The following is a 20,752-nucleotide window of genomic DNA, read 5'->3' as shown; positions in this document are numbered from 1 at the left end:
TGGCTCTCGCCATCTTCATTTCCACACATCGGAGTCACCGCATGTACCTGCAAAAAGCACTCATGCTGGCCTGCGGCCTCGTGCTGGCCAGCAGCAGTTACGCCAACGATCTACCACCGATCAAACCCGTCGCGCATGTCGACCTGCCGCGCTTCATGGGCAAGTGGTACGTGATCGCAACCATCCCGACGCGTTTCGAAAAGAATGCCTCCAATGCGGTCGAGACGTACAAACTGCGACCAGACGGAAATGTGTACACCGCATTCCGCTTTCGCAACGGCTCGTTCGACAGCCCGGTAAAGGCGATCCATTCCACCGGCTTCGTGAATACGGGCAGCGGCAACGCCGTGTGGGGCGTGCAGGTGTTCTGGCCGATCAAGGCGCAATACATCGTGGCGTATCTGAAGGATGACTACAGCCAGACCATCGTTGCCCGCGACAAGCGCGACTATGTCTGGGTCATGGCGCGCACCCCGAGCATTCCGCAGACGGACTACGCCGCACTGGTTGCACGCGTGCAGCAGCTGGGCTATTCGCTCGCCGACCTCCGCAAGGTGCCTCAGGCATGGCCTGAAACCGCCAAGTAGCGGAAACCTGCGCTTGGTGGGCGCACATCGCAAGATAACTGCATGATTCGGGCTCCTGCGTCACTACTGCACCCTCAAAGGGGGTTGCAACATAACTGCGACTGAAGTTGCCCATTGGCGGGCACCAGCCTACTCAGCGCAGGCGCCATTTGCCACCGAATTCACGTCGCACGGGACGCTCGCGCGGCCTACTCCGCCGTGATCCGGGGAATCACATTCAATGCGATCGAACTGACGCCTGTGCACTCTTGATCATGGCCAACCAGTCATAGCCATCTTTCAAGGAGATGATGACCGCTTCACCGGCAGCGTCGAATTGCGGCGAGTGCTTCATGTCTCTGGCACCTTCGAATTCGGTGCGTTTGCGTTGCAACAGTGAATTGAGATGACGCTTCATCCTGGCAATCCTGGGGCAAGGTGGGTGATCGGAGCCATAGCTGTCATCAGACAGCGAGCAACCATATGGGGTTCAAAGCGAATATGGGGATCGCGACCGCATGGCCAAAGCGTCATCATGTGATCGCTCTGTCTCTATGAGAAGAACGATCAACGGGGCATCAGTCGTTTGGGTTGACGCAGCCGTGATTGTTCGCACAGGGAAACGGCGTGGTCGTCCAACGACACTTCCGCCGCGACTCGCCAGACCCATATTGCCCACCAGTGCGGTTACTGGTGCTGTGTCATGCGGAAGTCCCTTCTTTCGATGTTTGGTGGCAGCCTGCTGCTGGTGATGACCAGTCTGCCTTTCAGTGGTCGCGCCGCAGGCACTCATGACAGCGACTATGTGAGCATCGGCGTACCCGACCTGGTGCAGGCCACGGCGTTTTTCCGCAACGTCCTGGACTGCGAGCCGATCGGCCCGATCAGCGCGAATGCAACGGCATCCGAGGCAGGATCCCGACATGCTGGTCTGCCCTCATCCCGACTTCTGCTGTGCGACTCCGGGAATGTCGTCGAGCTGTTCGACAATCACGGCGTGAACAACATCTCCGCTTCGCGATATTCAGCGAAGCATGACAACGAACCGATCCCGCTCTTCGCTGACGACGTCACGCATGGCGACCGATGGTTGCGACATGAAGGTGTCCGCGTGATCGGCTCACCCGTGACCGCGACGTCTGGTCCGCATGCAGGTCAGACGGTGGTGAACTTCGTGGCGCCGTGGGGCCTGCGGCTGCAACTGGTTGGTCGGAACACGGGGCGGCTCGCTACTGCACCATGATCTCCTCTGGCAATCCATGCCAACGGATGCCATAACAGCAACATGTCAGGCCTTTCATCCCAGCTGATCGAGGTACAACCGAATACGACGGCGCTGTCCGAATTCGTGGCGGCACACCGGCGTCTGTTCGTGTTGACCGGTGCAGGCTGCAGCACGGATTCGGGCATTCCCGATTACCGCGACGTCAAGGGTGGCTGGAAGCGCCCGCAGCCAGTGACCTATCAGGCCTTCGTCGGCGAACTCGCAACGCGCCAGCGCTACTGGGCACGCAGCCTGATTGGCTGGCGACGCTTCGGGCGGGCGCAGCCGAATGAGACCCATCACGCACTCGCCCGGCTGGAACAACGAGACAAGCTGACCCTGTTGCTGACCCAGAACGTCGATCGGCTGCATCAAGCGGCCGGCAGCGAAAACGTGGTCGACTTGCACGGACGACTGGATCAGGTGCGTTGTCTGGCCTGCGAACAACGCACGCCACGTAGGGATTTCCAGACTGAGTTGTTGCGATTGAATGCAGCCTGGGCGGATCTCAATGCAACGGATGCGCCGGACGGTGACGCGGATCTGGAGGAACAGGATTTCTCCAGCTTCCAGGTGCCGCGCTGCCTGCGTTGCACCGGCATGTTGAAGCCGGACGTGGTGTTCTTCGGGGAAAACGTGCCACGCGAACGTGTGGATGCCGGCATGCAGGCACTGCATGATGCCGATGCAATGCTGGTCGTTGGTTCGTCGCTGATGGTGTATTCCGGCTACCGTTTTGCGAATGCTGCGGCGCGGGCCGGCAAGCCGATCGCTGCAGTGAACATCGGGCATACCCGCGCCGATCCCCTGCTGAGCCTAAAGGTCGAACAATCCTGTGCGCAGGCGCTGGCCTTTTTGTAACGGCGCGACTCAGCGACGAGCGCGGAAGAAATCGCGCAGCAAGCTGGCAGATTCGTCCGCAAGCAGTCCGCCAACCACCTCGATGCGATGGTTGTGACGTTCGTCGATCAGGGTGTTGAACACGCTTCCGGCCGCACCGGTCTTGGGGTCGGGCGCAGCGTAAACCACGCGACCGAGACGGGCGTGGATCATCGCCATCGCACACATCGCGCAAGGCTCCAGCGTGACGTACAGCGTGGCGCCGGACAGACGGTGATTGGTCAATTTTTGGCCAGCCGCGCGCATCGCCATGATCTCGGCATGTGCCGTCGGGTCATGCAGGGTGATGTTGCGGTTCCAGCCCAGGCCGACGATCTCGCCTTCCAGCACCAATACGGCACCGACCGGCACCTCGTTCTCGGCGTCGCGTGCATGTGCGGCGAGCTGCAGCGCGCGCTGCATGCACTGCACGTCGGCGGTCGAGAATTCACTTGAGATTTCGGAAATTTCGTCTTTCATTTCAATGCATTATTGTCTTTACACGAGAAAGCCGGCAACTCGCCGGCTTTCTCGTGTGCATGCAAGTCATTGATTCTGTTATTCCCACTCGATCGTGGCGGGTGGCTTGCCGCTTATGTCATAAACGACACGAGAAATACCACGTAACTCATTGATAATTCTATTTGAAACCTTGCCGAGAAACTCGTACGGCAGGTGTGCCCAGTGCGCGGTCATGAAGTCGATAGTCTCCACGGCGCGCAGCGCGATCACCCACTCGTAGGCGCGCGCATCGCCGACCACGCCGACCGATTTGACCGGCAGGAACACTGCGAACGCCTGGCTGGTCTTGTCGTACAGATCGGCCTTGCGCAGTTCGTCGATGAAGATCGCATCGGCCTGGGCCAGCAGGTCGGCGTACTCGCGCTTCACTTCCCCAAGGATGCGCACACCCAGGCCCGGACCCGGGAACGGATGGCGGTAGACCATCGCGCGCGGCAGGCCGAGTTCCACGCCGATGCGGCGCACCTCGTCCTTGAACAGTTCGCGCAGCGGCTCGACCAGCTTGAGCTTCATGTGCGCCGGCAGGCCGCCAACGTTGTGGTGGCTCTTGATGACGTGCGCCTTGCCGGTCTTGCTGCCGGCCGACTCGATCACGTCGGGATAGATGGTGCCCTGCGCCAGCCACTTCACCTTGCTGCCGTCGGCGGCGATCTTGCCCGACTCCTCGTCGAAGATCTCCACGAACAGGCCGCCGATGATCTTGCGCTTGGCTTCCGGGTCGGCCACGCCTTCGAGTGCCTTGAAGTAGCGGTCCGCGGCGTTGACGCGGATGACCTTGACGCCCATGTGCTCGGCCATGGTGGCCATCACCTGGTCGCCTTCCTGCCAGCGCAGCAGGCCGGTATCGACGAAGACGCAGGTCAGCCGGTCGCCGATCGCCTTGTGCAGCAGCGCGGCGACCACCGAGGAATCGACACCACCGGACAGCCCCAGCAGGACATGGTCGTCGCCGACCAGTTCGCGCACGCGGACGATCTGGTCGTCGATGATGTTGGCGGCGGTCCACAACGTGGCGCAGCCGCAGATTTCGGCGATGAAGCGCTTGAGCAGCGCCCCGCCCTGCTTCGTGTGCGTTACTTCCGGATGGAACTGCACGCCATACCAGCGCTTGGCCTCGTTCTCCATCACCGCGACCGGGATGCGGTCGGTGGTGCCGGTGATCGCGAAGCCAGGGGGCGCCTTGGCGACATGGTCGCCGTGGCTCATCCAGACGTCGAGCTTGTGCGCACCGGCATGATCACTGAGTTTATCGAACAGACGGCTCGTCGCCACGATATCGACTTCGGCGTGACCGAACTCGCGCGCATCGGCAGCCTCGGTGGCGCCCCCGAGCTGGGCGGCCATCGTCTGCATGCCGTAGCAGATGCCGAGGATCGGCACGCCGGAGTCGAACACCTGCTGCGGCGCTTTCGGTGCGCCTTCGAGCGTGGTCGATTCCGGGCCACCCGAGAGGATGATGCCCTTTGCGCCGAACGCGGCGATTTCGGCCGGCTCGTGGTCCCACGCCCAGATTTCGCAATATACGCCAAGCTCGCGGATGCGGCGTGCGATCAGCTGCGTGTACTGCGCGCCGAAATCGAGGATCAGGATCTTGTCGCTATGGATATTGGTCATCGGTCCGGTTTCGCCGCGTGGCCACTCGGCCACATCGGTGCCTTTGATCTTGAAGGAACACGCAACACCGGCTGCCCGGGTCGCTACCTGTAAAACAAGGCGCCGGCCATCAGGCCGGCGCGTCAGTCACGAGTTGAGCCGGTAATTCGGCGCTTCCTTGGTGATCTGGATATCGTGTGGATGTGCCTCGGTTACGCCAGCCGAAGTCACCTTGACGAACTGCGCCTTGTGGCGCACGTCATCGATGGTCGCTGCACCCAGGTAGCCCATCGAGGCGCGCAGGCCGCCGATCAGCTGGTGAATGATGTTGCGCAGCGGACCGCGGTACGGCACGCGACCTTCGATGCCTTCCGGCACCAGCTTGTCGGCATCGGCCTCGTCCTGGAAGTAGCGATCCTTGGAACCGAGCTGCATCGCGCCGATCGAGCCCATGCCGCGGTAGCTCTTGTACGAACGGCCCTGGAACAACTCGACCTCGCCCGGCGATTCCTCGGTACCAGCGAACATCGAGCCGAGCATCACGGTGGACGCACCGGCAGCGAGCGCCTTCGGGATATCGCCGGAATAGCGGATGCCGCCATCGGCGATCAGCGGGATTTCATCCTTCAGCGCGGTAGCGACCATGTCGATCGCGGTGATCTGCGGCACGCCGACACCGGCGACCACGCGCGTGGTGCAGATCGAACCGGGACCCACGCCGACCTTGACGGCATCGACACCGACATCGAGCAGCGCACGCGCGGCTTCACCGGTAACGATGTTGCCTGCGATCACCTGCACCTGCGGGTAATGCTTCTTGACCCAGCCGGCACGTTCGATCACGCCTTGCGAATGACCGTGTGCGGTATCCACCACCAGCACATCCACGCCGGCATCGACCAGCGCGGCGACGCGCTGCTCGGTATCGCCACCGACGCCGACCGCAGCGCCGACCAGCAAGGCTTCGTGGCGATCCTTGGCGGCGTGCGGGTTGTCGCGCGCTTTCTGGATGTCCTTGACGGTGATCAGCCCGCGCAGCTCGAAGTTGTCGTTGACCACCAGCACCTTCTCGATGCGGTGCTTGTGCAACAGCTGCAGCACTTCGTCCTGGCTGGCGCCTTCGCGCACCGTTACCAGCTTGTCCTGGCGGGTCATGATGTTGCGCACCGGGTCGTCGTGCTTGCGCTCGAAGCGCAGGTCACGGCTGGTGACGATGCCGACCAGCTTGCCGCCATCGACCACCGGTACGCCGGAAATGTTGTGCGCATGGGTCAGTCGCAACACTTCGCGGATCGAGGTGTTCGGTTCCACGCTGATCGGGTTGCGGATCACGCCGGCTTCGAACTTCTTCACCAGCCGCACTTCCGCCGCCTGCTGCTCGGCCGTCATGTTCTTGTGGATGATGCCGATGCCGCCGTTCTGGGCCATGGTGATGGCGAGGCGTGCTTCGGTGACCGTGTCCATGGCAGCGGAGACGATCGGGATGTTCAGGCGCAGGTTGCGGGTGAACCGCGTGGAGGTGTCCACATCGCGCGGCAGCACGATGGAGTGGCCCGGAACTAGGTAGACGTCGTCGTAGGTCAGGGCCTCGGCGATGATGCGCATGCGAAAAGTCCCGCTGCAAAGAGGGAATTATACGCGCCTCGCCATGATGCTCGCCAGATGTTGGCTGAACGCTGCCGGTGGATCAGGCGACTTTGTGTGGCGTGGGACGCGCGTCAGCGGCTTCCAGGGTGTTTTCCATCAAGGTGGCCACGGTCATCGGGCCGACGCCGCCTGGGACGGGCGTGATCCAGCTGGCCTGCGCTGCTGCCGCCTCGAAATCCACATCACCGACCAGTCGGCCATCGTCGAGGCGGTTGATGCCTACGTCGATTACCACCGCACCCGGCTTGATCCATTCGCCCTTGACCAGACCCGGTTTGCCGACGGCCACGACCAGGATATCGGCCTGGCGCACGAAGCTTTCCAGATCGCGGGTGAAGCGATGGCAGCAGGTGGTGGTGCAGCCGGCGATCATCAACTCCAGCACCAGCGGACGGCCGACGTGGTTGGACACGCCGACCACTACGGCATGCTGGCCGCGCACCGGACGATCGGTATGTCCGAGCAGGGTCATCACGCCCTTGGGTGTGCACGGACGCAGGCCGAAGCGACGCAGCGCAAGACGCCCCACGTTGACTGCCTGGAAGCCGTCCACGTCCTTGTCGGGATTGATGCGATCGACCAGCGCGTCCTCGTCGATGTGTTCCGGCAACGGCGATTGCACCAGGATGCCGTGCACGGCCGGATCCGCATTGAGGCGGTCGATCAGGGCGAACAGCTCGGCCTGTGTGGTGCTTGACGGCAGGTCATAATCGAACGAGCGAAAGCCGACCTGGTGACAGGCCTTGCGCTTGTTGCGCACATAAACCGACGAGGCGGCATTGTCGCCCACCAGCACTACCGCCAGTCCGGGCTCGGCGAGGCCACGCGCCACGCGATCAGCGACGCGCAGGCGCAAGCGCTCCAGCAACTCCTGTGCGATGCGTTTGCCGTCGAGGATGCGTGCGCTCATGTTGATGCCTGGCAGGAAGTTGCCCATTATCGCGGCTCCACATGACGCGCACAAACTCCGGCTCACATGGACACACCCGAGACTTCCCTGCCCGCGCTGGAGCTCACCGACGGACGGCTCCGACTGCGCCCGTGGGCGGACCACGATGCTGCCGAGCTATATCGCGCCGTCCGTGAGTCGGTACCCAGTGTCGGTCAGTGGTTGCCTTGGTGCCGCGCGGAGTATGGACACGACGATGCGACTGCCTGGGTGGAGCATTGCCGGGCCGGCTTGCACACGGGCGAGCATTTTGCGTTTCCGATTTTCGACGCATCAACTGGCCAGCTGCTGGGTGGTACCGGCCTCAATCAACTTGATCGACTGCATCGCAGCGCCAATCTCGGCTACTGGGTTCGCCAGTCGCGTCAGCGCGAAGGCATTGCCGCGGCAGCAGCTGTGCTGGTGGCGCGCTTCGGATTCGAACAACTGGGCCTGATCCGGATCGAGATCATCATCCAGCCTGACAATCATCCAAGCAGACGCACGGCTGAAAAGGCGGGAGCAAGGTTCGAAGGAATTGCACGCCATCGTCTATGGGTGCATGAGCAACCGCGCGATGCGGCGGTGTATGCGCTGGTGCCGGACGACCTGCGCTAACCCGCCGCCGAGCAAAGCCCGGCGATCCGCTGATATCCCATGAAGGGGGCGTCAGCGGCGCAGCCCGGACAGGTCGGGTCCCGTGGCAGGCGCGTCTCGCGAAAGTGCATGCCGAGCGCATCGAAACTCAGCAGGCGACCGACCAGAGGCTCGCCCAGGCCAAGTATCAGCTTCAATGCCTCGGTTGCCTGCAGCAGCCCGACGATGCCGGGCAGCACACCGAGCACACCGGCCTCGCTGCAATTCGGCGCATCGGCGGCCGCGGGCGGTTCGGGGAACAGGCAGCGGTAACACGGCGAGTCGTCGCGGCGCGGATCGAATACGCTGAGCTGGCCAGTGAAACGCTCGACAGCGCCGTACACCATCGGCAGTTTCAATCGGATTGATGCCGCAGCCAGCAGATAGCGCGCCGGAAAATTGTCGGCACCATCGATCAGCACGTCATGACCCGCGAGCAGCCGTTCGACGCTATCGGGCTGCAGCCGCTCGGTGCGGGTTTCGATGCGGATGCGTGGATTGAGCGCCTGCAGCGCGATCCGTGCCGACTCGGTCTTGGCCATGCCGACGCGGGCATCGGCGTGGACGATCTGGCGATGCAGGTTGGAGCGCTCGACCTTGTCGTCATCGATCAGGGTGAGCTGGCCCACGCCGGCAGCCGCCAGATACAGCGCCGCCGGGGCGCCGAGGCCGCCAGCACCGAGCAGCACCACCTTCGCCGCTGCCAGTCTGGCCTGCCCCGCTTCGCCCACCTGCGGCAGGCGCAACTGGCGCGCGTAGCGTTCGGTGGCATCCGTATCCAGCGCACCGCTGGATATCGGCAGACCCTCAGCCTTCCAGCGGTTGAATCCGCCGGCCACTGAGCACACTTGGCGGTAACCCATACGCTGCAATGCCTCGGCGGCGAGCAGCGAGCGCTGACCGCTGCCGCACAGCATTAGCAGTGGGCGATTGCGATCCGTTTCAAGCTGCTCGATCCGCAGTTCGAGGAAGCCACGCGACAGGCCCAAGGCATTGGCCGGTGTGCCCGTGACACGTTCAGCGTCTTCGCGTACATCGATCAACAGGGCGCCACGGGTCTGCCGTGCCAACGCCTCGGCCGGAGTAATTTCGGGCACACGACAGCGCAGTTCGTCCAGCCATGATTCGCGGTTCAGGGGCTCGCTCATTCGCGTAGCCTAATACGAGATACGGGACTGCCGACGAATCAGCGCGTACGCTTGATCAGGTCGCTGACCCGGCGCCGGGCCTTTTGCTCCTGCTCCTTGGTCAACACCTTCTTGCGACCCGCATACGGGTTTTCGCCTTCGCGGAAGGCAATGCGGACCGGGGTTCCTTCCAGCTTGTAGCGCTTGCGGAAGAAGTTTTCCAGATAGCGCTGATACGCAGGTGCAATATGCTTTGTGCGGGTGCCGTGGATCACGATGGTTGGCGGGTTGTTGCCGCCCGGATGCGCGAAGCGCAGCTTCGGCGAATGGCCATGCACCAATGGTGGCTGGTAGCTTTCGTAGGCCTTTTCCAGCGTCTTGGTGAGGTCGGAAGATACCAACACCTTGGTCGCCGACGCATGTGCACGTACCACGGCGCGCATCAGCTCCCGCAGCCCTGAACCATGCAGTGCCGAGATATGCACCTGCTTGGCCCAATCGACGAACGTCAGTCGGCGATCCAGCGCACGCATGCACTCGTCGCGCTGATACTGGTCCAGGCCATCCCACTTGTTGATGGCGATCACCAGCGCCCTGCCCTCGTCCATCGCGTAACCGATCAGGGTCAGATCCTGGTCGGCCAGGTTCTCGCGGGCATCGATCATCACCACCACAACCTGGGCGGCGGCAATCGACTGCAGCGTCTTGATGACACTGAATTTCTCGACGGCTTCCTCGACTCGCGCCTTGCGACGGATGCCGGCGGTGTCGATCAGCGTGTAACGCTTGCCGTCGCGTTCAAGCGGCACGCGAATCGGATCGCGGGTGGTACCAGCGACGTCAGAAACGATCAGCCGTTCCTCACCAAGCAGGCGATTGATCAGCGTCGACTTGCCGGCATTCGGGCGACCGACGATGGCAACGCGGATGCTGCCATCCTCACCCTCCGCCTCAGTCGTGCTCTCCTCGTCGGCCGGCAGCAACGGCAGAACCATCGCAATCAGGTCGGCCGTGCCGCGATTGTGCGCGGCCGACAAAGGTAGGATCTTGCCGACGCCGAAGGCGGAAAACTCCGCCAGTACGGCCTCTTCTTCCAACCCGTCAGTCTTGTTGACCGCCGCGATGATGGTCTTGCCGCTGCGCCGCAGCTCGTTGAGGATGACGTAGTCCTGCGGCAGCAGGCCATCCCGGGCATCGACCACGAACACCAGCACGTTCGCTTCTTCGATCGCGAGGCGTACCTGTTTCGCGGTCAGGACATCCATCGCCTCCTCGACACCGGACAGACCGCCGGTATCGACCACCACGAAGGGACGCTCGCCAGTACGGCAGACACCGTAGTGGCGGTCGCGGGTGACGCCCGGCATGTCAGCCACCAAGGCGTCACGGCTGCGCGTCAGTACGTTGAAGAGGGTCGACTTACCGACATTGGGACGACCGACCAGGGCGACGACGGGCAACATGAGAAAGCATGATTCCTTGCGATCGACGCAGCGATCATTGGGCCGAAAGACGATAGGCGCCGATGTGGCCCTTCACGTCCTCGACATAGACGATGTCGCCCACGGCCAGCGGCTGGGCGCGAATCGCTTTCTTCGACAAGCGCTGGCGGCCAGCGAGTGCACCGTCGCTGCTCTGCAGCCAGTGCACGAATCCGTACATGTCGCCGACCACGACGTAATTGCCCTGCACGGCGGGCCCAGTGAGCCACCGGTACTTCAGATCGTCGTTCTTCCAGGCGTCGGTGCCGCTGCTCTTGTCGAACGACCAGACCTGCGAGTCCTCATTGATCCCGTACAGCGCATTGCCGTTTAGGGCCAGCGAATCGAAAGTGGAGAACGGATGCCCCCATATCGGGCGGCCGCTGGGACCATCCACGGCCATCAGATTGCCGTGATAGGCCGCGGCATACAGCGTGCTGCCTTCGAGCAGGATCGAGCCATCGGCATCATTCAGCCGTTCGATGTCGGTACGACCGTTGCCGCTGGCCAGCTTCTGTTCCCACAGCTTGGCACCGTTGTCCTGGCGCAGCGCGATCAGCTTGCCATCGTCGCTGCCGAAGAACACCACGCCATTGGCCGCCAGCAGGCCGCCGTTGCCGCGCAGGCTGAGCAGCGGCACGTTGCCCTGGTCATAGACCCAGCGACGCTTGCCGGTCGCCCGGTCCAGCCCATAGACACGACCGTCTTCGGTGCGCACCAGCACGAGGTCACCCGAAATCACCGGCGATGCGAGCACTTGACCAGCCAGTTCGGCATCCCAGCGCGGACTGCCATCTTTGGCGTTCACGGCATACACATGGCCATCCAGCGTACCGACCGCCAGCAGATCGCCCTCGACCGAGGGACCACCTGCATACAAGGCGTCCTTGCGCTTCTTGTCACCCCAGCCGAACCAGCCGTGCGTACGCGTGCTCTTCGACCACAGCGTCTTGCCGCTGGTGGCATCGATCGCCGCCAGCTTGCCATCCGTGCTGTCGGCATAAAGCACGCCATCGACCACAGTCGGGCGCAGACGCACGCCGCTCGTGCCTGCACCACCACCGACGCGGGTACTCCACACCTTGGTGACCTGCACCGTGGGTTTGAAATCCTTGGCCAGCGGAGTCGGTGGCTGGACGTTTTCCTTCTTGAACGAATGGCAGCCGGCAAGCGCCACCAGTGAAGTCAGAGAGATCAGCAAGACGCGTTTCATCATTTCAGGTTTCATGCACCCTGCTTCCCGGCCATGGCCAAATCATCAAGTTTCATCTGCAAGGCACCGCGCTGCGGTGCATCCTCGCTCAGTGCCGACATGGCCGTCTGATAGGCCTTGCGTGCATCAGCTGAACGCCCAAGCTTGACCAGCGCATCGCCACGGAGTTCCTGCGCCAGACCCTGGAAGTTGTTCGCCGGCGTGCGATCGAGCGTGGCCAGCGCCGCGGCACCGTTCCCGCTGGCCAGCTCCACCTGCGCGATACGCAGCTGGGTCAACGACTTCAATGCTGGTGCAACGGCATGACTCTCGGCCCAGGCCAATGAGGATTCTGCCTTGTCCAACTGCTTGTCTTGTACCTGCTGCTTGGCGCGGTCGCTGACGGCGAATACGGCATACGGCGACTCGGCGTAATCAGTCATCAACTTGTCGGTGAACTGCGTGGCCATATCCGGCTTGCCCGACGCCATCGCGATCTGCACCTGCTGATACAGCTGTGCCGCGTCGGCCTCATGGTTTGCCTGGTGATTGCGCCACTTTTGCCAGCCAAAGATGCCGACCAGACCGATGGCTACACCGACGACGATCGACAGACCATTCTCGCGCAGCCATTTCTGAACCAGCTCGCTTTGTTCGTACTTGTCGTATTCTTCAAACGCCATGCAATCACCATTCAGAGGGCCGCGCACCCGCAGGCGCGTGCATAGGCCAACGCGATAAAAGGGAAAAGCCGATCACGTCCGCTCGATACCCGAACGGACAATGGGCAAGCATAACCGAAATGGATTGTCCGGAACGGCCGAAGCAGCAATCAGAGGCTGGCCGCAGAGGCCTTGCCGTCCTGTACCCGCACGCGGAAACGCGCCACGTTGGCACGCCGGAAATCATCCAGCCCGATCGACTGACCATCGATGCTGACCTGTGCGCCGCTGGCATTGCCGATGCGCACATCCAGCGGCTGGTCGCTGTGATAGACCTTGTTGCTGCCTGCGGGCAACAAGCCGTATTCCAGCCGCGAACCATCGGCACCGACCACTTCAACCCAGCTGGCCGCACTCAGGTTCAGGCTCACACTGTGACTGCCGCTGCCGGTATTGACGGCTGGCGCAGACGATGACGCGGCAGCCGGTTGGCTGTTGTTGTCCAGGTTCGGAAACGGCGCCATCGAAGCCATCAGCGATTGTGGCTGCTCCTGCGCAGGAGCCTCGGTCACTTTCGGCGGTGCCGCCACGGCAGCCACGGCACTGCGAGTCGAGCCGGCAGGCGTCGTCGGGCTGGCGACCGCCCCCGGCGCATCCTGCTGGGCCACGGGAGCCGCATCCAGCGGTGCCAGATGACTCAGGTCGCGATCCAGCGTGCTGCGCACACCGAACCAGACCGTCGGCACGGCAATGACCAGCGTGAGGATCACGTAGGTGGCAGCCGTGGCGTAGTGGTCCAGCAGAAAACGCGAGTGCGAAATGCCGCCGGTGGCCACCAGTACGGGCTCGGTCTGCTTGATGCGATCGAGCTCGACCTGGATCGATGCCTGGTCGATACCCAGAAAACTGCCGTACTTGCCGATGTAGCTGGCGAGATAGACCTTCGAATCGATCCCTTCGCCGGAACCCTGCTCAAGCTGGCGCAGCAAGCGCGCCGGCAGCTTGAGCGCATGCGCGCATGCGGCCAGATCCAGCCCACGCGCCTCGCGTGCCGCGCGCAATCGGCTACCAAAACTGGCAGCGTGCGAATCGGCTGGAGACACATCCCTGTCTAGCAGGTTGATACCGAACAGATCGGGCTCACCCGAACCCTGCTCGGACGGGGTTGGCTGCATGGAAGTCATGGGCTGGCAGTGGATGAGTTGAGTGCATGCGCCTGTTCCGAATCCGGGAACTGGCTCTGCAACCGCTGATTGTAGGTCTGGGCACCATCCCGGTCGCCCAAATGGAGTTCGATATCGTAGCCGAGCTTGAGCGATGCTGCAGTTGGCTTGCCCAGCGCGTCGAAACGCTGCAGGAAGGCCCGGGCCCGGAACGCATCATTGTGAAGATAAAGTGTATTCGCGAGCTGGAAGAGTGCCTCTGCATTGCTCGCATTTCGCGCGATGGCGTCACGAAAATTTGCTTCGGCCCCGGCAACATTGCCCGCTTGCAGCTGGCAGACGCCCTCGTTTGTCAGCGCCACGTCCGGGGTCTGGTAGAAGGGGTCGGCAACCGCCTTGCGGAAATACTGGTCGGCTTCGGCAACCTTGCCGGCGTGGCACAGGAACACCCCGAGATTGTTGTTCGGGTCGCCCTTGGCCGGTTCCAGCTCGACTGCCCTGCGGTAATGCACTTCGGCTTCGGGAAGATTGTTGATCTTCTCGTACAACACCGCGATCACGGTGTGCGCAGGTGCGTAGTTGGGATCGAACTTCAACGCCATGTTCAGCTTTTCCAGCGCCGTCTGCATGTCGCCATTGGCCATGTAACGCTGACCCAGTTCGGTATGCACGCGTGCGGCATCCAGTGCCTGCTGACTCTTGCTGGTCTTCGGGATGCTCTTAGTGAGCGAATTGCTGTCGGTATGCGTGGTGACGCAGCCGGCCAACGGCAACAACAAAGAGAAGATCAGTGCACGCTCAAATCGCATGGATGGTTCCTTCGTCCTGGCGCTTGCGGATGTCAGCACTGCGGCGGGTGCGATCGGTCACCTGCCCGGCCAGCTGGCCGCAGGCAGCATCGATATCGTCACCACGGGTACGCCGCAACATGGTCAGCACACCGGCATTGAGCAGCTGCGTCTGAAAGTCGCGAATATCGTTCGCGTTCGAACGCTCGAAGCGGGTGCCGGGGAATGGGTTGAACGGAATCAGGTTGACCTTGCAGGTCGGCAGCTTGCGCATCAGCTTGATCAGCTGGCGGGTGTGCTCGGGCTGGTCGTTGACGCCCTTCATCAAGGTGTATTCGAAGGTGATCGAGGTGCGCGGCTTGCGCGCAACCCAGCGCTGGCAGGCAGCGATCAATTCAGCGATCGGGTAGCGCTTGTTCAGCGGTACCAGCTCGGTGCGCAGGTCGTCGTTGGCCGCGTGCAGCGATACTGCCAGCGACACGTCGATCGCATCCGACAGCTGGTCGATCAGCGGCACCATGCCCGCGGTGGAGAGCGTGACGCGCTTGGCGGCCAGGCCGAACCCGAGGTCGTCTCGCATCAGACGCATCGCCTTGACTACGTTGTCGAAGTTGGCCAGTGGTTCGCCCATGCCCATCATCACCACATTGGTGATGCGACGGTTCTGGTGGGTGACGTTGCCCAGGTACTTCGCCGCCACCCACACCTGTCCGATGATCTCGGCAGTGGACAGGTTGCGGTTGAAGCCCTGCGCGCCGGTCGAACAGAACTGGCAGTTCAGCGCGCAACCGATCTGCGAGGAAACGCACAAGGTGCCGCGGGTCGGCTCGGGGATGTACACGGTCTCGACCGCGTTGCCCTGGTCCATGCCCAGCAGCCACTTGTGCGTACCGTCGTTGGCGGCCTTGTCCAGCAGCGTGTTGGGCCGGCCGATGTAGCAGACCTCGGTGAGCTTGGCGCGCAGCGCCTTGCCCACGTCGGTCATGTTCTCGAAGTCGTCTTCCAGGGCGTGGTAGATCCACTTCATCACCTGCTCGGCGCGATACGGCTTCTCGCCGATCTGCGTGAAGAAATCACGCAGGCCCTGGCGATCGAAGTCGAGCAGATTGACCTTTGCAGGTGGATTCACAACAACCTGGTTCACAACTTTTGCCTCACAACTTGTTTGAATCGCTCAGCGCGACAGCACGTCCGTCGCGGCGAAGAAATACGCAATCTCCACCTTGGCGGTCTCGATCGCATCGGAGCCATGTACGGCATTGGCGTCGATGGAATCGGCGAAGTCGGCGCGGATCGTGCCCGGCGCGGCTTCCTTCGGATTGGTGGCGCCCATCAGGTCACGATGCGCGAGCACGGCGTTCTCGCCTTCCAGTGCCGAGATCATCACCGGGCCGGAGATCATGAACTCGACCAGCGCGTTGAAGAACGGACGCTCGCGATGCACCGCGTAGAAGCCTTCGGCTTCCTTGCGCGACAGCTGCTTCATCTTGGCAGCGATGACCTTCAGGCCAGCCTTCTCGAAGCGGGCGTAGATTTCACCGATGACGTTCTTGGCAACGGCGTCGGGCTTGATGATGGAAAGGGTGCGCTCCAGCGCCATACGGGTCTGCTCCGGGAAAACGGATTTAGGGAAAGGGATCGTGCCAGCCCCCGGCCGGCAGATGAGCTAAACCTGACAAGGATTACGGATTTAGCTCACGAAAGTTTGACAGATTCTAACTCATACGGAAATAACCTGCCGTTTGCAACAAACGATCGTTTGACGGCCGTCGAGCTCTCCGCGTATGCTCAAACGATCGTTTGAACCAGCCTGATGGCCGACGCATGACCCTGCCCGTGAACAGTTCCGGCTCGACCAAGGATCGGATACTCGGCGCCGCCGAGGTCCTGTTCGCCCAGCGCGGCTTCGACGGTGCGTCATTGCGCCAGCTGACTGCCGCCGCCGGGGTCAACCTGGCAGCCGTCAACTACCACTTCGGTTCCAAGGAAAAACTGGTCGAGGAGGTGTTCCGGCGCCGCCTGGACGCGCTGAACGCCCGTCGGCTGGAGGCCCTGGCAAAGATTGCCGGTCTCCCCAATACCACCCTGGAAGACGTGCTGGCGGCCTATATCCGCCCGGCGCTGGACCTGTCGCACGAGGACAACGGCTCCCTGTTCATGCGCGTGCTGGCACGCGCCTTCGCCGAGCACGACGACACCCTGCGCCAGTTCCTGTCCGAGCACTATGGCCATGTAATGCGCCAGTTCACCGCTGAATTCGCCCGCCTGCTGCCGCAACTGAGCAAATCCGAGCTGTATTGGCGGATCGATCTGGTCACCGGCGCGCTGACCCACGCCATGTCCGGCTTCGGCATGATCCAGCGCAAACACGACGTCAGCGAGCAGGTGCACCGTGAGCAGACCGCCCAGCACCTGATCCGCTTCAGCCTCGCCGGCCTGAGCCACCCCTAGTTTCGTGTCACCGGCCGGCAACGGCCGTGCTGTTCCATTCCATCCAAAGTTTTGTGTTCGTACCTCCGGAGAAGCCAATGACCGCTGCATCCTCAACCAAATCAGCGCTACGCATCCGCAAGGCTGCCGTGCTGGGCGCTGGCGTCATGGGCGCGCAGATCGCCGCGCACCTGACCAACGCCGGCGTTGAAACCGTGCTGTTCGACCTGCCCGCGAAGGACGGCCCGAAGAGCGGTATCGCGCTCAAGGCCATCGCGAATCTCCTCAAACTTTCCCCGGCGCCGCTGGCCGACAAGAACCTCGCCGCTGCGATCATCCCGGCGAACTACGACGAGGACATGGCTCATCTGAAGGACGTCGACCTGGTGATCGAGGCGATCGCCGAACGGATGGACTGGAAGCTGGACCTGTACAAGAAGATCGCCCCGCATCTGTCAAAGACCGCGATCCTTGCCTCCAATACCTCGGGCCTGTCGATCAACGGTCTCGCCGAGGCGCTGCCGGAAGAAATGCGCCACCGCTTCACCGGCGTGCATTTCTTCAACCCGCCGCGCTACATGCACCTGGTCGAGCTGATCCCGACCAAACTCACCGATCCGGCCGTGATCGAAGGCCTCGAAGCCTTCCTCGTCACCACCGTCGGCAAGGGCGTGGTGATCGCCAAGGACACCCCGAACTTCATCGGCAACCGCATCGGCGTGTTCTCGATGCTGTCGGCGATGTACCACACCGACCAGTTCAAGCTCGGCTTCGACACCGTCGACGCGCTGACCGGTCCGGCGCTGGGCCGTCCGAAGAGCGCCACCTACCGCACCGCCGACGTGGTCGGGCTGGACACCATGGCGCACGTGATCAAGACCATGGCCGACACCCTGCCGGACGACCCGTGGCACCAGTACTTCAAGGCGCCGGCCTGGTTGCAGGGCCTGATCGACAAGGGCGCGCTCGGCCAGAAGACCGGCGGTGGCTTCTACAAGAAAGCCGGCAAGGACATCGTGGTGCTGGATGTCGCCAAGCAGGATTACCGCGTCTCCGAGCAGAAACCGTCCGACGAAGTCGCCGCGATCCTCGCGATCAAGGACCCGGCCGAGAAGTTCGGCAAGCTGCGCGCGTCGAGCGATCCGCAGGCCCAGTTCCTGTGGGCCAGCTTCCGCGACTTGTTCCACTACACCGCCTACCACCTGGCCGACATTGCCGACACCGCGCGCGACGTGGATTTCGCGATCCGCTGGGGCTACGGCTGGAAGCTCGGTCCGTTCGAGACCTGGCAGGCCGCCGGCTGGCAGCAGATCGCCGGCTGGATCAATGAAGACATCGCCGCTGGCAAGGCGATGAGCAAGGCGCCACTGCCGGCATGGGTTACCGATGGCCGTAAAGGCGTCCATGGCAAGGACGGTTCGTACTCGGCCAGCGCCAATGCCGACAAGCCGCGTTCGCAGCATCCGGTGTACAAGCGCCAGCTGTTCCCCGATCCGTTGCTCGGCGAGAAGTTCGACCAGGGCACCACGGTGTGGGAGAACGAGGGCGTGCGCCTGTGGACGCTGGGCAACGATGGCGTTGGCATCCTCTCGTTCAAGACCAAGATGAACACGGTCAACGACTTCGTGCTCGACGGCGTGCAGCACGCGATCAAGCTGGCCGAAGAGAAGCTCAAGGCCGTGGTGATCTGGCAGACCGGCGAGCCGTTCTCCGCCGGCGCCGATCTCAAGGGTGCGCTTGGCCTGCTCAAGGAAGGCAAGATCGCCGACTTCGAGAAGATGGTGGAGAACTTCCAGCGCACCAGCATGGCGATCAAGTACTCGCTGGTGCCGGTGGTGTCCGCCGTGCGCGGCATGGCGTTCGGCGGCGGCTGCGAGTTCCAGATGCATTCGGCACGCACTGTGGCAGCACTGGAAAGCTATATCGGCCTAGTCGAGGCCGGCGTCGGCCTGCTGCCGGCCGGTGGCGGTCTGCACGAACTGGCCGTGCGCGCCGCCAAGGCGAACCCGGGCGACCCGTTCGAGGAACTGAAGAAGGTGTTCGAGACCGTGGCGATGGCCAAGGTGTCCGCCAGCGCGTTCGAAGCGAAGAACCTGGGCCTGCTGCGCGACAGTGACGTGGTGGTGTTCAACGCCTACGAGCTGCTCTATGTGGCCAAGCAGGTGGCGAACGCATTGGCCGAGAGCGGCTACCGTCCGCCGCTGCCGGCCCGTGCGATTCCGGTCGCCGGTGATGTCGGCACCGCCACGTTCAAGGCCTCGCTGGCCAACCTGCAGGCCGGCTATTTCGCCTCCGAGCACGACGTCGACATCGCCACGCGCATCGCCGACACCTTGTGCGGTGGCGTGATCGAGCGTGGCTCGACGGTCGACGAGGAATGGCTGCTGGCGCTGGAGCGCAAGCATTTCGTGGAACTGGCGCAGACCGAGAAAACCCAAGCCCGCATCGCCCACACCATGACCACCGGCAAACCATTGAGGAACTAGTGAGCGCGCCTCGCGCGCAGAAGTGAGGAGTGAGAGTGAAAGTTCACGCTTTCTCTCACTTCTCACTCTTCTCCACTCTCTTCTCGCTTTTGGAGTTCCACCATGACCAAGCAAGTGCAAGACGCCTACATTGTCGCCGCCACCCGCACCCCGGTCGGCAAGGCGCCGCGCGGCGTGTTCCGCAACACCCGTCCCGACGACATGCTCGCCCACGTGATCCGCAGCGTGATGGCGCAATACCCCGGCATCGACCCGCACCGCATCGGCGACGCCATCATCGGCTGCGCCATGCCCGAGGCCGAGCAAGGCATGAACGTGGCGCGCATCGGCGTGCTGCTGGCCGGCCTGCCCGACACCGTGCCCGGCGTCACCATCAACCGCTTCTGCTCGTCCGGCCTGCAGGCGGTGGCGATGGCCGCCGACCGCATCCGTCTCGGCGAGGATGACCTGATGCTCGCCGGCGGCACCGAGAGCATGAGCATGGTGCCGATGATGGGCCACAAGATCGCGATGAACCCCGCGATCTTCAGCAACGAACACATCGGCATCGCCTACGGCATGGGCATCACCGCCGAGAACGTGGCCAAGCAGTGGAAGGTCAGCCGCGAGCAGCAGGACGCGTTCGCGGTGGAAAGCCACCGCCGCGCACTGGCCGCCCAGGCCGCCGGCGAGTTCAACGACGAGATCAGCCCGATCGCGCTGGACGACCATTACCCCAACCTCGCCACCCGCGGCATCGTCACCGACAGCCGCAGCATCGGCGCCGACGAAGGCCCGCGCGCCGGCACCACGATGGAGGTGCTGAGCAAGCTCAAGACCGTGTTCCGCAACCAGCAGTTCGGTGGCAGTGTCACCGCCGGCAACTCCTCGCAGATGTCCGACGGCGCCGGCGCCGTGCTGCTCGCCAGCGAAAAGGCGATCAAGGAATACAACCTCCAGCCGCTTGCCCGTTTCGTCGGCTTCTCCGTCGCCGGCGTGCGCCCGGAGATCATGGGCATCGGCCCGAAGGAAGCGATCCCCAAGGCGCTCAAGCAGACCGGCATCACCCAGGATCAACTGGACTGGATCGAACTCAACGAAGCGTTCGCCGCCCAGGCCCTCGCCGTAATGGGCGACCTCAAGCTCGACCCGAGCAAGGTCAACCCGCTCGGCGGCGCCATTGCACTTGGCCATCCGCTCGGTGCCACCGGTGCGGTGCGCATCGCCACACTGGTGCACGGCATGCGTCGCAGGAAGCAGAAGTACGGCATGGTGACGATGTGTATCGGCACCGGTATGGGCGCGGCGGGGATTTTCGAAGCGTTGTAATCGCGCACGCAGCTACCAATACTGGAAACAAGAACGGCGCCGTAGGAATACGGCGCCGTTCTTGTATGTGGCTCTGACTT

General features: G+C 63.0%; 20 protein-coding genes. 7 read left to right on the top strand and 13 right to left on the bottom strand.

Features of this window, described 5'->3' with window-relative positions; translation table 11 throughout:
- The first annotated feature begins 41 nt into the window (after positions 1-41).
- Complete coding sequence (locus tag B0E50_RS12510) at positions 42-587, top strand: lipocalin family protein (protein ID WP_077441535.1); 546 nt, start codon at positions 42-44, stop codon at positions 585-587.
- 217 nt (positions 588-804) lie between these two features.
- On the opposite strand, the gene B0E50_RS12505 is transcribed toward B0E50_RS12510, so the two are convergent.
- Entirely contained in the window at positions 805-984 is a 180-nt protein-coding gene (locus tag B0E50_RS12505) for a hypothetical protein (protein WP_077441533.1), read from the bottom strand.
- Positions 985-1,269: 285 nt separating this feature from the next.
- On the opposite strand from B0E50_RS12505, the gene B0E50_RS12500 reads away from it, so the two are divergent.
- Both B0E50_RS12500 and B0E50_RS12495 read left to right on the top strand, forming a co-directional pair.
- On the top strand, positions 1,270-1,809 hold the full coding sequence (locus tag B0E50_RS12500) for a VOC family protein (protein ID WP_254427272.1): 540 nt from the start codon (positions 1,270-1,272) through the stop codon (positions 1,807-1,809).
- A gap of 42 nt (positions 1,810-1,851) precedes the next feature.
- Entirely contained in the window at positions 1,852-2,691 is an 840-nt protein-coding gene (locus B0E50_RS12495) for an NAD-dependent protein deacetylase (protein WP_077441530.1), read from the top strand.
- Positions 2,692-2,700: 9 nt separating this feature from the next.
- On the opposite strand, the gene tadA is transcribed toward B0E50_RS12495, so the two are convergent.
- From tadA to folD, 4 genes are all read right to left on the bottom strand, one after another.
- Positions 2,701-3,189 (bottom strand): tRNA adenosine(34) deaminase TadA, encoded by a 489-nt coding sequence (tadA, locus tag B0E50_RS12490; RefSeq protein ID WP_077441529.1) that lies wholly within the window; start codon positions 3,187-3,189, stop codon positions 2,701-2,703.
- A 78-nt stretch (positions 3,190-3,267) separates the two neighbouring features.
- Positions 3,268-4,845 (bottom strand): glutamine-hydrolyzing GMP synthase, encoded by a 1,578-nt coding sequence (gene guaA, locus B0E50_RS12485; protein ID WP_077441986.1) that lies wholly within the window; start codon positions 4,843-4,845, stop codon positions 3,268-3,270.
- 126 nt (positions 4,846-4,971) lie between these two features.
- Positions 4,972-6,429, bottom strand: coding sequence for an IMP dehydrogenase (gene guaB, locus B0E50_RS12480; protein ID WP_077441528.1), 1,458 nt, complete (start codon positions 6,427-6,429; stop codon positions 4,972-4,974).
- 82 nt (positions 6,430-6,511) lie between these two features.
- Positions 6,512-7,381 carry a bifunctional methylenetetrahydrofolate dehydrogenase/methenyltetrahydrofolate cyclohydrolase FolD gene (folD, locus tag B0E50_RS12475; RefSeq protein ID WP_077441985.1) on the bottom strand — a complete coding sequence of 290 codons (870 nt, stop codon included), beginning with the start codon at positions 7,379-7,381 and terminating at the stop codon, positions 6,512-6,514.
- A 66-nt stretch (positions 7,382-7,447) separates the two neighbouring features.
- Between folD and B0E50_RS12470 the strand changes: the two genes are divergently transcribed.
- Positions 7,448-8,017, top strand: coding sequence for a GNAT family protein (locus B0E50_RS12470; RefSeq protein WP_077441527.1), 570 nt, complete (start codon positions 7,448-7,450; stop codon positions 8,015-8,017).
- Here B0E50_RS12470 and moeB read toward each other — a convergent pair.
- The 8 genes from moeB to ndk form a co-directional block, all read right to left on the bottom strand.
- Positions 8,014-9,183: a molybdopterin-synthase adenylyltransferase MoeB gene (gene moeB, locus B0E50_RS12465; protein ID WP_077441526.1), complete on the bottom strand. Its 1,170-nt coding sequence runs from the start codon at positions 9,181-9,183 to the stop codon at positions 8,014-8,016. The genes B0E50_RS12470 and moeB overlap by 4 nt on opposite strands.
- 38 nt (positions 9,184-9,221) lie before the next feature.
- Complete coding sequence (gene der, locus B0E50_RS12460) at positions 9,222-10,625, bottom strand: ribosome biogenesis GTPase Der (protein ID WP_077441525.1); 1,404 nt, start codon at positions 10,623-10,625, stop codon at positions 9,222-9,224.
- 34 nt (positions 10,626-10,659) lie between these two features.
- Complete coding sequence (gene bamB / locus B0E50_RS12455) at positions 10,660-11,859, bottom strand: outer membrane protein assembly factor BamB (protein WP_077441524.1); 1,200 nt, start codon at positions 11,857-11,859, stop codon at positions 10,660-10,662.
- Between the two features lie 8 nt (positions 11,860-11,867).
- Entirely contained in the window at positions 11,868-12,518 is a 651-nt protein-coding gene (locus B0E50_RS12450; RefSeq protein WP_077441523.1) for a tetratricopeptide repeat protein, read from the bottom strand.
- A gap of 149 nt (positions 12,519-12,667) precedes the next feature.
- Positions 12,668-13,672, bottom strand: a complete 1,005-nt coding sequence (locus B0E50_RS12445) for a RodZ domain-containing protein (protein WP_343124520.1) — start codon at positions 13,670-13,672, stop codon at positions 12,668-12,670.
- A gap of 5 nt (positions 13,673-13,677) precedes the next feature.
- Complete coding sequence (pilW, locus tag B0E50_RS12440; protein ID WP_077441521.1) at positions 13,678-14,469, bottom strand: type IV pilus biogenesis/stability protein PilW; 792 nt, start codon at positions 14,467-14,469, stop codon at positions 13,678-13,680.
- On the bottom strand, positions 14,459-15,577 hold the full coding sequence (gene rlmN, locus B0E50_RS12435) for a 23S rRNA (adenine(2503)-C(2))-methyltransferase RlmN (RefSeq protein ID WP_254427271.1): 1,119 nt from the start codon (positions 15,575-15,577) through the stop codon (positions 14,459-14,461). The genes pilW and rlmN overlap by 11 nt, the downstream gene beginning before the upstream one ends.
- Before the next feature lie 45 nt (positions 15,578-15,622).
- Positions 15,623-16,048 (bottom strand): nucleoside-diphosphate kinase, encoded by a 426-nt coding sequence (gene ndk, locus B0E50_RS12430; protein ID WP_077441519.1) that lies wholly within the window; start codon positions 16,046-16,048, stop codon positions 15,623-15,625.
- A gap of 224 nt (positions 16,049-16,272) precedes the next feature.
- On the opposite strand from ndk, the gene B0E50_RS12425 reads away from it, so the two are divergent.
- The 3 genes from B0E50_RS12425 to B0E50_RS12415 all read left to right on the top strand — a co-directional run bounded on the left by B0E50_RS12425 (position 16,273) and on the right by B0E50_RS12415 (position 20,672).
- Complete coding sequence (locus B0E50_RS12425) at positions 16,273-16,899, top strand: TetR/AcrR family transcriptional regulator (RefSeq protein WP_077441518.1); 627 nt, start codon at positions 16,273-16,275, stop codon at positions 16,897-16,899.
- Positions 16,900-16,976: 77 nt separating this feature from the next.
- Positions 16,977-19,364 (top strand): 3-hydroxyacyl-CoA dehydrogenase/enoyl-CoA hydratase family protein, encoded by a 2,388-nt coding sequence (locus B0E50_RS12420; protein WP_077441517.1) that lies wholly within the window; start codon positions 16,977-16,979, stop codon positions 19,362-19,364.
- Positions 19,365-19,466: 102 nt separating this feature from the next.
- Complete coding sequence (locus B0E50_RS12415) at positions 19,467-20,672, top strand: acetyl-CoA C-acyltransferase (RefSeq protein ID WP_077441516.1); 1,206 nt, start codon at positions 19,467-19,469, stop codon at positions 20,670-20,672.
- Positions 20,673-20,752: the final 80 nt, after the last annotated feature.

Source organism: Rhodanobacter sp. C01 (assembly GCF_002001045.1).
Lineage (GTDB): Bacteria > Pseudomonadota > Gammaproteobacteria > Xanthomonadales > Rhodanobacteraceae > Rhodanobacter.
The sequence above is the reverse complement of the archived record's forward strand: the minus strand, read 5'-3'. Positions and strand labels throughout refer to the sequence as shown.